The following is a 12,943-nucleotide window of genomic DNA, read 5'->3' as shown; positions in this document are numbered from 1 at the left end:
CATCATGCCATTCAGAATCCTGATCTCCCTCCTGGCTCTGATCCTGATGGGAAACGCACTGGCCGCGCCGCTCAATGTCGTTGCGACCAATTCGAGCCTGGGCGCCCTGGTGCGTGCCTTGGCCGGCGAGCGTCTGGAACCGACCGTCTTAGTCGGTCCCGAACACGATCTGCACCAGATCCAGGCCAAGCCAAGCATGATGCGCGCGTTGCGAGACGCCAATCTGGTGGTGGCCATCGGCGCCGAGCTAGAGGTCGGCTGGCTGCCGGCGGCGATCGCCGGCGCGGCCAATCCGGCCATCCAGCCGGGCCGGGACGGCTATTTCGAGGCCGCCGCCCAGGTCGAGCTACTCGACGTCGGCAAAGCGGCCGACCGCGCACTCGGCGACGTGCATCCACTCGGTAATCCGCATGTCGATCTGGACCCGGTGCGTATGGTCCAGATCGCCGCTGCCTTGGCCGAGCGTCTGGCGCGGCTCGATCCGGACGGTGCGGCGATCTATCGCCAGGGCGCCGCGGTCTTCGCCCAGGCGGTCGAGCAGCGTGTCGCCGACTGGCGTGCACGGTTGGCGGGGGCGCCTGGTGTGCTGCTCTATCATCGTGACGCCGTCTATCTGCTCGATCGCTTCGGGGTGCCGCTGCTCGGCACCATCGAGTCGACTCCGGGTGTGCCACCGACCGGACAGGATCTGCTCGAACTGACAACCAAGCTCAAGGGACGCGCCGGCGTGGTGATCTATGCGCCCTATCAGTCGCCCCAGGTACCCACGAAATTGGCGCGTGATCTCGGCTGGCCCGTGAAACGCCTGCCGCTGGCCCCGCCGCTTGAGGCCGATGGCACGGGCTATCTGGATCATATCGAGCACTGGGTCGAGGCCATCGCGGCGGCACGTCCCTAAAATCCGGTGCGCGCCTCAGATCCCCACCCCCTATTGCGGCTCGATGCCCTGGTCGCGGGCGATACGCGACCTGTGATCGGACCGGTCTCGCTACAACTCGAGCGGGGTGAGGTGCTCGGACTCTGGGGACCCAACGGCACCGGCAAATCGACGCTGCTAAAGGCCATCGTCCGTTCGACGCGGATCTTCTCGGGGCATATCGAACTCCAACCCGGCTTGAAGCTGGCGTATCTGGATCAGCAACCACTGCGGCGTTCGGTCATGCCACTGACCGGGCGCGAGCTGTTGTGGGCGGCGGGGGTGCAGGCCGCGCGTCCGGAGGTTCTGCCGGATGGGCTTGCGCCCCTGCTCAACAGGCGCATCGACCGGCTGAGCGGGGGTCAATACCAACTGCTCTGGATCTGGTCGGCGCTCGCGACCGACGCCGATCTGGTCTTGCTCGACGAGCCGACCAACCATCTCGATCCGGCCAATCGCGCCGCCTTGATCGAGATCCTGGCGCTGGAACGCAACGGGCGCGGGATGCTGATCGTCAGCCATGATCACGACCTTCTTTCGCGCGTCTGTTCGCGTCTGCTCGAAGTGCGTGATAGGGGTCTCATCGAGGCGCCGACGACTCGGGGATAGGAGCGATGACAGAGACCCTATTTGATCCGTTGTTTCGCCTGCCGCTGCTGACCGGGCTGCTGCTCGCCGGACTGCTGCCCATGCTGGGCGCACTGGCGATGCTACGCGAGGAATGGCTAGCGGCCTTGGGACTGGCGCATCTGGCCTCGGCCAGCGCGCTGCTCGGTCAGGCGCTTGGGGTGCCGGCAGTGGTCGGGGCGACCCTGGGGGCGCTCGGCGGTGGGGCGATCAAGACATTCCTCTCCGCGCGCGGCAACATCGCCTATGGCTTCATGATCCTGGCCGGCTGGTCGGCCACACTCCTGATCGGCGCCAATACCGCGCTTGGCGAGCAATTGGCCCAAGCACTGGTCGAGGGTCAGATCTATTTCGCGGGGCTCACCGAGCTGATTGCCGGCCTGCTGCTCCTGGCACTCTGCATCCGCACCCTGCCGCGACTCATGCAACCCGTGCTGCGTGCGCGCTTCTTTCCGCGCTATGAGACGGCCAATCAGCTCCCCGCCTGGCGCTGGCATCTGGGTCTGGATCTATTGACGGCAGGCGGACTGGCCATCGGTACCCTGACGCTGGGTTTGATGGGTGCCTTCGCCCTGGTGCTGATCCCGGCCTGGATCACCTTTCGACTGGCGCCGAGCTGGCGCTGGACGCTGATCGGCGCCAGCCTGACCGGCGTAGCCGGCTATTTGCTGGCATTCGTCGCCGCGCTCGAACTCGATCAGCCGTTCGGACCAATGCTGGTCGGTGTGCTGCTCGGGATGACACTGCTCGTCAGATCGCTCGAACGATCACGACCGATGCAGCTCGATTGAACCACCTGGACGCACGGGTGAATCCTATTGGGACGGTGGCTCAGAACGCCGCCCCCAAGGCCTCGCCCAGGGTCCTGACCACCGTGATCTCCAGGCCCTGGACGCCCTCCTTGGGCGCGTTGCCCTTGGGCACGATAGCGCGCCGGATGCCGTGCTTGACCGCCTCGCGCAGCCGGTCCGGGCCATTGGGGACGGGCCGCACCTCGCCCGAGAGTCCGACCTCGCCAAAGGCCGCCAGATCCAGTGGCAGCGGGCGGTCGCGATCGCTCGAGAGCACCGCCAAGAGCACCGGCAGATCGGCGGCGGTCTCGGTGATGCGCACCCCGCCGACGACATTGACGAAGACGTCCTGATGGAACAGACCGATACCGCCATGGCGGTGCAAGACCGCCAGCAGCATCGACAGCCGGTTCTGATCCAGCCCGAGCGCCACCCGGCGCGGATTGGCCAGCGGACTCTCATCGACCAGCGCCTGGACCTCGACCAAGAGCGGGCGTGTCCCCTCGCGCGTGACCATCACCAGACTGCCCGCGACCGGTTGTTCGTGACGCGAGAGAAAGATGGCCGAGGGATTCTTGACCTCGCGCAGTCCCTGATCGCCCATGGCGAACACGCCCAGCTCGTTGACGGCGCCGAAGCGGTTCTTGATCGAGCGCAGGATGCGGAAGGGTCCACCGTGCTCGCCCTCGAAATAGAGCACGGTGTCGACCATGTGTTCGAGCACGCGCGGCCCGGCGAGTGCGCCGTCCTTGGTCACATGCCCGACCAGGAACACCACGGTGTCACGCTGCTTGGCGAAGCGTACCAGGTGTGCCGCCGACTCGCGCACCTGCGACACCGACCCGGGTGCCGATTGCAGCGTCTCGGTATAGAGGGTCTGGATCGAGTCGACCACCATCACCCGCGGGCGCTCTAGCTCGGCCTGGGCCAGGATCTGCTCGACACAGGTCTCGGCCAGGAGACGGATGCCGCCGCCAGACAACCCCAGCCGGCGCGCACGCAGGCCGATCTGCTGGGGCGACTCCTCGCCGCTGACATAGAGCACCGGCTGATCGGCAGCCAGCGCGGCACAGGCCTGAAGCAACAGGGTCGACTTGCCGATGCCCGGATCACCGCCAATCAGGACGACGGATCCGGCGACCAGACCGCCACCGAGCACCCGGTCCAGCTCGCCGATGCCGCTCTCGACGCGCCGGCGCTCTTCCGGATTGACCTCGGACAGGGTTTCGATCTTGTTGGAAGCGACGACCCCGGCATAGCCGATGCCGCGCTCGGCTGGACGACGCAGCGGTTCGGCGACCTCCAAGAGGCTGTTCCAGGCGCCGCACTCTTGGCATTGACCGGTCCATTTCGGATAGCGTGCCCCGCAGTCGTTGCAGACATAGACGCTCTTGGGCTTGGGAGCCGTGGCCATGTGTCGTCACTCCCCCAACAGACGCCGCTTGGCCGCGTTGATGCGCGCGGCCAGATAGTCCGAGCCACCGCGATCTGGGTGCAGACGCTGCATCAGCCGCCGATGCGCGGCCCGAATGGCCTCGGCATCGGCCTTGGCATCGACGCCGAGGATGGCGCGCGCCTCGGCCTCGCTCATCGGACCCGAGTCGGGCGGCAGGCCCGGCCCCGTCTCGCCATTGGCCGCCCCAGCACCAGCGCCGAGTCCGAGCGAACGCAGGATCTGGTGCAGCTCGGGCACCAGACGCAGCAGCGCGAGCAATCGCAACAGCACGGGAATGGCCGCGCCGATGAGCGCGAACAGCGGGCTGAGCCGGCCGGTGAGCACGGCGAACACCAGCACACCGATCAGTCCCCAGATCGCCGCCTGACGCAGTCGGCGCACCAAGCGCGCGCGCGGCATTGTGCTCAGCCGGTGGAGCAGCCACAGCGCCGCCATCAGCAGCAGGATCACAACTAGAAGCCGTGGCATGATGATTCACCTCTTGCGAACACACCGTCCCATCAGACTGACTCATTTCTGCTCAGGCATAAACGAAGCTGAGGTCCTGCTTCAACAAGTCCGGCCTCACCGCAACCGTGAGGCTACCGCCAGCGCCTTCCTCTTCCAGGGGCGTGACGTCCGGCGAGACGCGCCGTAGGCGCCGTCGGGACGGCCAGACCATCCGCCAGGATGGTTTCTGGCTGCATTTCAGATCCCGATCTTGGCTTGTACCGCAGAGCGGGCAGACCCAGGCGTGCACCTAGAGCGGTAGCCCCTCCTGCACCGCGCCACAGGCCGAGCAGGTCTTGTGGCTTGCAAAGGACCGGTCAGACACAACCACCAGACCGCCACGCCGTTCCGCCTTGTATTCCAACGCAGGCGCTTAAGCAGCGCCGTGTGTGGCTCGGTGAGGCCGACAAACCAGGGCTCCGCCACCCGAGAGATCGGGGCCGAGATGATCTTGCCAGACAAGCGCAATGGCTCACTCATGCGCACCCAACCAAGATTCGGGATGCGAATGCGGCAGCCGTCGATGCTGAACTGATCGTTGGTGAGCGTGAAGCGGTCGTGCACGCCCTTCCTGCGAAACCTTGGGTACTTAGGGCGACCGGTAAAAAAGTTCTCGAATGCAATACCCAATTGGAGGATCGCCCGTTGCGTGGCACACTTGGTCACCTCCACCAGCCAAGGGAATTGCTCGCGCTTGATGGCGTTGAGTGGGCGGCGCAGCGCGCCTTCCGAGGGTTTGGGCAAGGATGGATCGGCCTTGTACGCCTGATACTGGCGCTGCCATTCGGCCAAGGCCCAGTTGGAGACAAAGCGCGCCACATTACAAGCATTCTTGAAGTAGGTTGCCTGTACGTTGTTCGGATCGAGCGCCATCTTGTGGGCGATGATCATTGGTCCTGGTGTTGCCTGAACAGGGGCTCAATCAGGTCAGCCGCCTGACACAGCACGTCCTTGTACTGAGCCTCGGCCTCAGCAATGGTGCGCAGACCCTGCGTCACCTGTCCCACGGACTGGGGGACCTCAGCAAACCGCTCAGGGCGCAGCCGGGTGAGATCATAACGCCGCCGACCGCCAGGTGTGCGCTCGTCCGGTCAAAGCCGCCCCTCGCGCCCCCAGCGCCGCCGTGTCTGGGGCGAAACACCCAGGAAGCCTTCAGCCTCTTGAAGGCTGACCATCTTGCGGGACATGTCAAAAATCTACATTAAAGCGCATGAAAGAGCAAATTGGATCGAGACTGTTCAAACCCCTGTCAAGACCGAACGCCCAGATGCGCCTCCCCTGGTCCCTACTGAACGCACTCAAGGTCCCGATCACACCGACCATCTGGAGCTGCTTTGTCAGCATGCTGAAACAGCTTGGCGCCTCAGAGGTCGGCGGCCAGGTTAAGTGGCGCTTTGTGCTACTCATCTTGCTTTTGTTCGGGATCAACGGACTGAACGTCATTAACAGCTACGTCAACCGCGACTTCATGACCGCGATCGAGCACCAGGACATGGGTGGATTCATCCTGTATGCCCTGCTCTTTATCTTTGTGATGGGCGTCTCTACGGTGGTCGCCGTCATCTATCGCTATACCGAGGAACGTCTGGGGTTACTGTGGCGCAAATGGCTCACCGAGCGCGTCATCGACCGCTATCTCAGCGAACGGACCTATTTTCGCCTGCATGTCAACGGCGAGCTGCTCAATCCAGATCAGCGCATCTCCGAGGATATCCGCGCCCTCACCGCGACCACCCTGTCCTTTACCCTGATGTTCCTCAACGCCAGTTTTACCGTGATCGCCTTCTCGGGCGTGCTCTGGACCATCAGCCCAATGCTGTTCGCGGTCGCGGTCGCCTATTCCATTCTCGGTTCGCTTTTGACCATCTATCTCGGCAAACCCCTGGTCAAGCTCAACTACGACCAGCTCGACTGCGAGGCCAACTTTCGCGCACGTCTGGTCCATGTACGCGAGAATGCCGAGTCGGTGGCCCTGCTGCGACGCGAGGAACGGCTCAGGGCGCGGCTGCGCGATCGCTTGAACCAACTGACGGCCAATTTTCAGCGCATCATCGAGGTCAACCGCAATCTCGGCTTCTTCACTACCGGTTACAATCACTTGATTCAGATCATCCCGGTGCTGTTGGTCGCGCCGCTCTTCATTCAGGGCGAGGCCCAGTTCGGGGTCATTGCCCAGTCGGCGGTCGCATTCGGGCACCTGCTCGGCGCCTTCTCGCTGATTGTCACCCAATTCCAGTCGATCTCGAACTACACGGCCGTGGTCGCACGACTCAACGCACTGCGCGAAGCCATGAATCAAGCGCGTCCAGAACAGGCCCCGCACGTGGAGTTCTGCGAGGCGTGCGGGAGCATTGCCTTCGAGCATCTAACCCTGCGCTCGCCGCGCGACGGACGGGTATTGATCCGAGATCTGAGCCTTTCGCTTCCGGTAGGCGTGAATCTGCTGGTGCGCTCGACCAGCAAAGCGGCCGAGAAGGCCTTGTTTCGCGCCACGGCGGACCTCTGGCCCCATGGCGAGGGGCGGATCCTGCATCCAGGGCATGATGCCATCTTCTTCCTGCCTGAGCGGCCCTATATGCCGCCCGGCACACTGCGCGAGGTCTTGCTGCGTCCCTGTCAGGAACCCTGGTTGCCGGACTGGAAGATCCAAGACACGCTGGAATCGCTGCATCTGACCCCGACCCTGCACAGGGCCGGCGGTCTGGACACCGAACACAACTGGAGCGATCTGCTGTCGCTCGGTGAGCAGCAGCGGCTGAGTTTTGCCCGGGTGCTGCTGGCCGAGCCGCGTTTCGTCTTTCTCGATCATCCCAGCCGCAGTCTGAGCGAATGCTCGATCGGCGAACTGCTCAATCTGTTGCGTCGGCAAGGGATTACCTATCTCACCCTGGGCGACGCGGAGGACGACCCGCATTTCTATGACCGACTGCTTGAAATTGCGTCTGATGGCAGCTGGTGTCTGCGTCCGCCGACCTCCGACGACCATCAAGCCGGCGCCTCGCCTCTGCCCAATCCCGCTCGCCGACAGACCGATTGGGATCAGAACACGGCATCGGGTCGATCGGAGGACTGAGCATGATCGCCCGCTTCCCGGACGACTTCCTCTGGGGTGTGGCGACCTCGGCCTATCAGATCGAGGGATTCCCGCTCGCCGACGGGGCCGGGCCCAGTATCTGGCATCGTTTCGCGCACACACCTGGACGGGTCGCCGGAAACGACACCGGCGACCTGGCCTGTGATCACTATCATCGCTATCGCGAAGACGTGGCGCTCATGGCTGAGCTGGGGCTGAACCTCTATCGCTTCAGCCTGGCCTGGGGCCGGGTGCTGCCCGAGGGATGGGGGGCGGTCAATCGTCTGGGGCTGGACTTCTACGCGCGCCTGGTCGACGCCCTGCTGGAGCAGGGCATCCGACCGATGGCGACGCTCTATCATTGGGATCTGCCGGTGGCCTTGCACGAGCGTGGCGGCTGGCTCAATCCGGATAGCCCCCATTGGTTTGCCGACTATGCCGAGACCCTGTTTCGCGCGCTAGACGACCGCGTGCCTTTTTGGATCACGCTCAACGAGCCCTGGGTGATCGCGGTACCCGGCTATCTGGACGGCCAGCTGGCACCCGGACATCGCGACCTCTTCGAGCCGCCGCGCGTGGCGCACCATCTGCTGTTGGCCCATGCCGAGGCCGTCGCTGCCTATCGCGCCCTGGGGCATCATGAAATCGGGGTAGCGGTCAATCTCGAACCCCAGTACCCGGCCTCATCCGCCCCGAGCGACCTTGAGGCCGCACGGCGCCGGGATAGCTTCGTCAACCGCTGGTTCCTGGATGCCATCCTATTCGGGCGCTATCCCGAAGAACTGGCCGACATCTTTGGCCCGGCCTGGCCGGAGTTCCCGGACGAGTCATTGGCAAGGATTCGCTGTCCGGGCGATTTCATCGGGGTCAACTACTATTCGCGCGGACTGGTGCGCGCAGCCCCCGGCTCGCCGCCGCTCAACGCCATCCGCGTCACACCGCCAGACGCCGAACTCACGGCCATGGGCTGGGAGGTCTACCCTCAGGGGCTGACCGAGACCCTGGTATGGCTCAAGGATCGCTACGCCAATCCGCCGCTCTACATCACCGAGAACGGCGCCGCCTACGACGACCCGCCGCCGCGCGCCGGGCTGGTCGAGGATCCCAGGCGCATCGCCTATCTGCGCGAGCACATCCTGGCCGCCGCGACCGCGCTGGAACAGGGCGTCGACCTGCGTGGCTATTGCGTCTGGTCGCTGCTCGACAACTTCGAATGGGCCGAGGGCTATTCCAAGCGGTTTGGTCTCTATCGGGTTGATCGTACCGACCTAAGACGCTGGCCCAAGGCCAGCGCAGGCTTCTATCGCGACGTCATCCGTTCGCGTGGTGCGATTGTGTTTCGAGCGTCGGCGCCGCCCACAGCCGGGTGTGCAGCAGATGCAGTCCCTCGCGATGCGACAACAGCGCACGTTTCTCGCGCAGACTAAGTGAGTCCTCGCCCTCGTCCTGGAGCTGAAGCACCAACCCCTCGAGGATATGCCGCCGCCGACGGGTCTGTGGCTCGTCGTGCAGCAGCACGTCATGCAGGGCATAGACGCGGGGATTCATGATGGCCCGGATCCAGAACGCCTTGGCTTCAACGGGTGCGGCGATCGCGGGCGAGGGTTCGGCCAGCCGTTCCTCCAATCGGTGCAACACCTGCGGCTCCTCGGTCTCGGCCGGGGTCAGAAAGAGTCCGGCCCGCTTCAGGCTCAAACCCAGCGAGGTACGGCTGGTGAGAATCGAGACCGGAACCGAGAGCACCAATCCAGCGAGCACAGGCGTGAACCACCAAAAGAAGTCCGGCACCTTCACATAGGTGACATAGCCGACCGCGAGCGCGATCAGCGTATGGACGCCATGCGCACCCAGCGCCTCCAGCACCCCGGTCTGATGATCGCTACGCTGCTGGGTGGGCCAGCCGACGCTGGTACGCAACAGGATCGCCGCCACGAACTTGCTCTGAAACAGCATCAGCACCGGCGCGAGCAACACCGACATCAGGCTCTCGAGCAGCACGCTGAGACTGGCCTTGAGCAGACCACCGAAGCGCGCCGCCTCGGTGCGATCGAGCGCCAGCAGAACCAGCGCCAGGAGCTTGGGCAAAAATAGCAGCGCGAGCGTCACCCACAGCACCGTGGTCATCTCGACCACATAGGACTCAGGCCAGATCGGCATGATGTTATAACCAAAGAAATACACCGGCTGTTGCAGACTCTTGAAATAGGCCTCGACCCCGGTGGCGATCAGAAACAACAGCCACAGCGGCGAGGCGGCATAGGACATGACGCCCATGGCGAAGTGCAGTCGGCTGAGCAGTTTGAAGCCGTGCGCCAGGATCAGACGCGCATGTTGCAGGTTGCCCTGACACCAGCGCCGGTCGCGCTTGGCATAGTCGATCAGGGTCGGTGGGATCTCCTCGTAGCTGCCGCCGAGATCGGGTGCCAGCTGCACCTTCCAACCCGCCCGCGCCAGGAGCGCCGCCTCGACGAAGTCATGGCTGAGGATGTCGCCGCCGAAGGGTTCGCGCCCCGGAAGCCTCGGCAGACCACAGTGATCGGCGAAGGGTCGCACCCGGATGATGGCGTTGTGGCCCCAGAAGTTGGCCGTGTCCTGCTGCCAGAAGGCAAGCCCTGCGACGAACAAGCGTCCATAGAGACTGCCGGCGAACTGGAGCATGCGCGCAAAGAAGGACGAGCGATTGACCGGCACGGGCGGCACCTGGAGCAGCGCGAGCCGCTGATCGGCCTCCATGCGGCGCACCATCTCGACCAGGGTCTCGCCGCTCATGATGCTGTCGGCGTCGAGCACGATCATATAGCGGTAGCGCCCACCCCAATTACGGCAGAAGTCGGCCAGATTGCCGCTCTTGCGCGCCGTGTTCTCGACCCGGTTGCGGTAAAAAAGCGGCACCCGATCACCGAGTTCCTCGGACCAGCGCCGCCAGTGCTGTTCTTCCTGGAGCCAGATGTCCGGCTCGCGGGTGTCGCTCAAGACGAAGAACTCGAATCCGTCCGCCTTTCCAGTCGCGACCAGTGAGTCGCACATCGCCCGCAGTCCGGCGAAGACGCGCTCCGGGTCTTCGTTGTACACCGGCATCACCAAGGCGGTCTTGAAATCGTCGCCGGATACTGGCTCGGCAGTCGGCGCGACGCGCTCGCCTGGCAGACGCTGGAATGCCAGCAATAAAAAACCGATGGTCGCCGTCCAGAACGAGGCGCTGATCCAGAGCATCAGAATGGCGTAGAGGATCAGCAGCACCAGTTCCAGCGCCGAGAGTCCGCCGTCCTGGATGGCCACCGACAGCAGCGATAGACAGAAGACGGTGGTGAGCAGAACCAGGGTGAAATAGAGCGGACGCGCCAGATGGCGCGTCAAGAAGCCGCTCGTGCTCATGGCCGCACCTCAAGGGTGGAGTGGCGCTGTCCCCAAAGCCCCAACAGACGCCCGATCCTGGCCAGCAGACGCCGCAGCATGTGATGGCAGCACAGTCGAATGATGCTTGGCTCCATGGTCAGGGGCGCGCGCTCTGGCACGGCCCGAAAACGTACTGCGCGGATGGATTCGGCGAGGGGCTCTTTGTTCAGACCGGACCAGTGCCCCGTCCAGCCCGGCACATGTCCGCCGAGCACGGCGGCGCGTGCCGCCGAGATTTGATCAGGATCCGAGTCCAGACCCAGCTCATCGACCAGCCAGCGATCGAGCAGCCGCAGGGTCTCCTCGATAGAGACCTCCAGGGGTTCGCCCAGTTGACCGAGCCTGGCCCTGAACTCAACCCGCTCGATCACGCGGCGCAAGAGCACCTCGATCTCATGCGGATCTTGCACGCCCAGGGCGTTGAGATAGAGACGCACACGCCGCTCGACCGTTGCGTGGTCCTCGGGGCTGGACCAGGCGGATGGCACGGGCGTCTCGAGGATGTCGAGCTGGTCGATCACTCCCGCACCCATCGATAGCTCCAGGTCTCGGTGAGTACGTCATTGCCCTGACGCAGGAAGGCGCGCAGATCCGCCGGCCCGCGTCCGTCCGGCTTGAGCTCAAAGAACAGCCGCCAGCCCTGAGTATGCGGATTCCACTGCACGATCGATTTGGATAGCTCGCCCGAGGTGCTGGTGACCACGGCCTCGATCTCGGGCTCGGTCTCGGCCTCCAGCCCGCCCTTGGGGGCGCGCTCGGCCAGCGAGGCCCCGGCGAAGTCGACTATGAACTTGCGTCGGCTCGAATCCAGGATGTCGGTCCCGGCCGCGCCGACACGGGTCGAAATCGCACGTCCACCCAAAAGGCCCGCCTCTGGATCCTGAGTGAAACGCAGACGGTATTCGAGCTTCAGCTCCTCGCCCGGCTCCGGCCTCTGCTCGGGTATCCAGTAGGCGACGATGTTGTCGTATCGCTCGGCGTCGCTCGGGATCTCGACCAGCTCGACCATGCCCCGCCCCCAGTCACCGATCGGCTCGATGAGTGCACTCGGACGGGTCTGATAATTGGCCTCCAGGTCTTCATAACTGTGAAACGCGCGATCGCGCTGGAGCAGCCCGAATGAGCGCGGATTTTCAACGATGAAATCGCTCACCCTGAGCCCAATCGGGTTGACCAGTGGACGCCAGATGCGCTCGCCAGTGCCGTTGACGACCAGCAGACCGTCGGAGTCATGGACCTCGGGCCGGAAGTCGTCGATAAAGCGGTCGGTGTTCTCGCCGTGGAAGAACATGCTGGTGAGCGGCGCGATCCCGAGTTTCTGGACCGAGCGGCGCATGAACAACCGCGCTTTGACGTCGACCACCGTCTCGAGCCCAGGACGGATCACGAAGCTGTAGGCACCTGTGACGCTCTCGCTGTCGAGCAGGGCAAACAGGGTGATATCGACCGCATCGCGCGCGGGCTTGAAGACCCAAAACTCGCGAAAGATCGGGAACTCTTCTTTGGTCGGCAGCCCGGTGTCGATCGCAAGCCCCCGAGCCGAGATCCCATAGTGCAGCCCCTTGGCGACGGCACGGAAATAGCTTGCCCCCTGGAACACGATCACCTCGTCGAATACATCGTCCCTGTTGATCGGGTAATGCAAACGCAACCCGGCGAAGCCGAGATCCTCCGGCATCTCCTCGGGAACCTGGTTCTTTCCGTAGTCGAAGAGATCATGCTTGAATGGGACTATCCGAGAGACACCCTCCTCGACCACATTGACCGTCACCCGGTCCTTGAACAGAAACCCCCGCGGAAAGAACTGCATCTGGAACGGTAACCCTTCAGCCTTCCACAGGCTCTGGTTGCGGTCGAAACGGATGTCGCGATATTTGTCATAGTTCAGATCGGCGAGATAATCCGGGAGCGCCGGGCGGTCGGGCTGATAGTCGCTGGCGGCGAGTTCCTGGGCGCGCCGGACCACGGCGGCAAAGGTGAAGGCTCCCGGAGCGCCCTCGCTTGGCGTGGGCTCGACCAGACCAGGGGTGTCGTCCGCCCACAGCGGTGCGCCGGAAATCAATGTCGATCCAAGGGCCAGGATTCCGAACAGTCGAGCGAGCGTCATGATGTTCTCGATGAGGTGTTGAGTGGAACGCCAAAAGGTGCTTGATAACGCCGGCGAATCCGTCGTACTCGGTTCAGGAGCGCAAGCA

The 12,943-nt window shown here is 64.1% G+C and carries 11 protein-coding genes; 5 read left to right on the top strand and 6 right to left on the bottom strand.

All coding sequences use genetic code 11. The features are described 5' to 3' along the window. The first annotated feature begins 4 nt into the window (after nucleotides 1-4). From E6P07_RS01190 to E6P07_RS01180, 3 genes are read left to right on the top strand one after another with little or no spacing between them, the layout of a single operon-like run. Entirely contained in the window at nucleotides 5-898 is an 894-nt protein-coding gene (locus E6P07_RS01190) for a metal ABC transporter substrate-binding protein (RefSeq protein WP_153973926.1), read from the top strand. Between the two features lie 6 nt (nucleotides 899-904). Continuing rightward, nucleotides 905-1,525, top strand: a complete 621-nt coding sequence (locus E6P07_RS01185) for an ATP-binding cassette domain-containing protein (RefSeq protein ID WP_153973925.1) — start codon at nucleotides 905-907, stop codon at nucleotides 1,523-1,525. 5 nt (nucleotides 1,526-1,530) lie between these two features. After that, the gene (locus E6P07_RS01180; RefSeq protein ID WP_153973924.1) at nucleotides 1,531-2,334 is read left to right on the top strand and encodes a metal ABC transporter permease; all 804 of its coding nucleotides are present in this window, start codon (nucleotides 1,531-1,533) and stop codon (nucleotides 2,332-2,334) included. Nucleotides 2,335-2,374: 40 nt separating this feature from the next. Here the strand turns inward: E6P07_RS01180 and radA are convergent, their stop codons facing one another. The 3 genes from radA to E6P07_RS01165 all read right to left on the bottom strand — a co-directional run bounded on the left by radA (nucleotide 2,375) and on the right by E6P07_RS01165 (nucleotide 5,170). After that, nucleotides 2,375-3,748: a DNA repair protein RadA gene (gene radA, locus E6P07_RS01175; RefSeq protein ID WP_153973923.1), complete on the bottom strand. Its 1,374-nt coding sequence runs from the start codon at nucleotides 3,746-3,748 to the stop codon at nucleotides 2,375-2,377. A 6-nt stretch (nucleotides 3,749-3,754) separates the two neighbouring features. Beyond that, nucleotides 3,755-4,258, bottom strand: a complete 504-nt coding sequence (locus E6P07_RS01170) for a J domain-containing protein (RefSeq protein WP_170286776.1) — start codon at nucleotides 4,256-4,258, stop codon at nucleotides 3,755-3,757. Nucleotides 4,259-4,477: 219 nt separating this feature from the next. Further along, nucleotides 4,478-5,170, bottom strand: coding sequence for an RNA-guided endonuclease InsQ/TnpB family protein (locus tag E6P07_RS01165; RefSeq protein WP_211363146.1), 693 nt, complete (start codon nucleotides 5,168-5,170; stop codon nucleotides 4,478-4,480). A gap of 376 nt (nucleotides 5,171-5,546) precedes the next feature. On the opposite strand from E6P07_RS01165, the gene E6P07_RS01155 reads away from it, so the two are divergent. Both E6P07_RS01155 and E6P07_RS01150 read left to right on the top strand, forming a co-directional pair. Further along, entirely contained in the window at nucleotides 5,547-7,352 is a 1,806-nt protein-coding gene (locus tag E6P07_RS01155; protein WP_153973921.1) for an ABC transporter ATP-binding protein/permease, read from the top strand. Nucleotides 7,353-7,354: 2 nt separating this feature from the next. Then, nucleotides 7,355-8,779, top strand: a complete 1,425-nt coding sequence (locus E6P07_RS01150; protein ID WP_153973920.1) for a GH1 family beta-glucosidase — start codon at nucleotides 7,355-7,357, stop codon at nucleotides 8,777-8,779. Here the strand turns inward: E6P07_RS01150 and mdoH are convergent. Genes mdoH through E6P07_RS01135 form a run of 3 tightly spaced genes read right to left on the bottom strand, consistent with a single transcriptional unit; the run spans nucleotide 8,664 to nucleotide 12,855 of the window. Next, nucleotides 8,664-10,727, bottom strand: coding sequence for a glucans biosynthesis glucosyltransferase MdoH (gene mdoH, locus E6P07_RS01145; protein ID WP_153973919.1), 2,064 nt, complete (start codon nucleotides 10,725-10,727; stop codon nucleotides 8,664-8,666). The two genes, E6P07_RS01150 and mdoH, sit on opposite strands and share 116 nt — an antisense overlap. Beyond that, nucleotides 10,724-11,281 (bottom strand): hypothetical protein, encoded by a 558-nt coding sequence (locus E6P07_RS01140; RefSeq protein ID WP_153973918.1) that lies wholly within the window; start codon nucleotides 11,279-11,281, stop codon nucleotides 10,724-10,726. Before E6P07_RS01140 ends, mdoH begins: the two co-directional genes overlap by 4 nt. Beyond that, nucleotides 11,266-12,855, bottom strand: a complete 1,590-nt coding sequence (locus E6P07_RS01135) for an OpgD/OpgG family glucan biosynthesis protein (protein WP_153973917.1) — start codon at nucleotides 12,853-12,855, stop codon at nucleotides 11,266-11,268. The genes E6P07_RS01140 and E6P07_RS01135 overlap by 16 nt, the downstream gene beginning before the upstream one ends. Between the last annotated feature and the right edge of the window lie 88 nt (nucleotides 12,856-12,943).

This window comes from Thermochromatium tepidum ATCC 43061 (assembly GCF_009664085.1).
GTDB classification, from domain to species: Bacteria; Pseudomonadota; Gammaproteobacteria; order Chromatiales; family Chromatiaceae; genus Thermochromatium; species Thermochromatium tepidum.
The sequence above is the reverse complement of the archived record's forward strand: the minus strand, read 5'-3'. Positions and strand labels throughout refer to the sequence as shown.

What these genes read in the sequence shown, in the direction of transcription:
- E6P07_RS01140 (WP_153973918.1), bottom strand. Translation starts at nt 11,281, where the DNA reads ATGGGTGCGGGAGTGATCGACCAGCTCGACATCCTCGAGACGCCCGTG.
- E6P07_RS01150 (WP_153973920.1), top strand. Translation starts at nt 7,355, where the DNA reads ATGATCGCCCGCTTCCCGGACGACTTCCTCTGGGGTGTGGCGACCTCG.
- E6P07_RS01165 (WP_211363146.1), bottom strand. Translation starts at nt 5,170, where the DNA reads ATGATCATCGCCCACAAGATGGCGCTCGATCCGAACAACGTACAGGCA.
- E6P07_RS01180 (WP_153973924.1), top strand. Translation starts at nt 1,531, where the DNA reads ATGACAGAGACCCTATTTGATCCGTTGTTTCGCCTGCCGCTGCTGACC.
- E6P07_RS01135 (WP_153973917.1), bottom strand. Translation starts at nt 12,855, where the DNA reads ATGACGCTCGCTCGACTGTTCGGAATCCTGGCCCTTGGATCGACATTG.
- mdoH (WP_153973919.1), bottom strand. Translation starts at nt 10,727, where the DNA reads ATGAGCACGAGCGGCTTCTTGACGCGCCATCTGGCGCGTCCGCTCTAT.
- radA (WP_153973923.1), bottom strand. Translation starts at nt 3,748, where the DNA reads ATGGCCACGGCTCCCAAGCCCAAGAGCGTCTATGTCTGCAACGACTGC.
- E6P07_RS01170 (WP_170286776.1), bottom strand. Translation starts at nt 4,258, where the DNA reads ATGCCACGGCTTCTAGTTGTGATCCTGCTGCTGATGGCGGCGCTGTGG.
- E6P07_RS01155 (WP_153973921.1), top strand. Translation starts at nt 5,547, where the DNA reads ATGCGCCTCCCCTGGTCCCTACTGAACGCACTCAAGGTCCCGATCACA.
- E6P07_RS01190 (WP_153973926.1), top strand. Translation starts at nt 5, where the DNA reads ATGCCATTCAGAATCCTGATCTCCCTCCTGGCTCTGATCCTGATGGGA.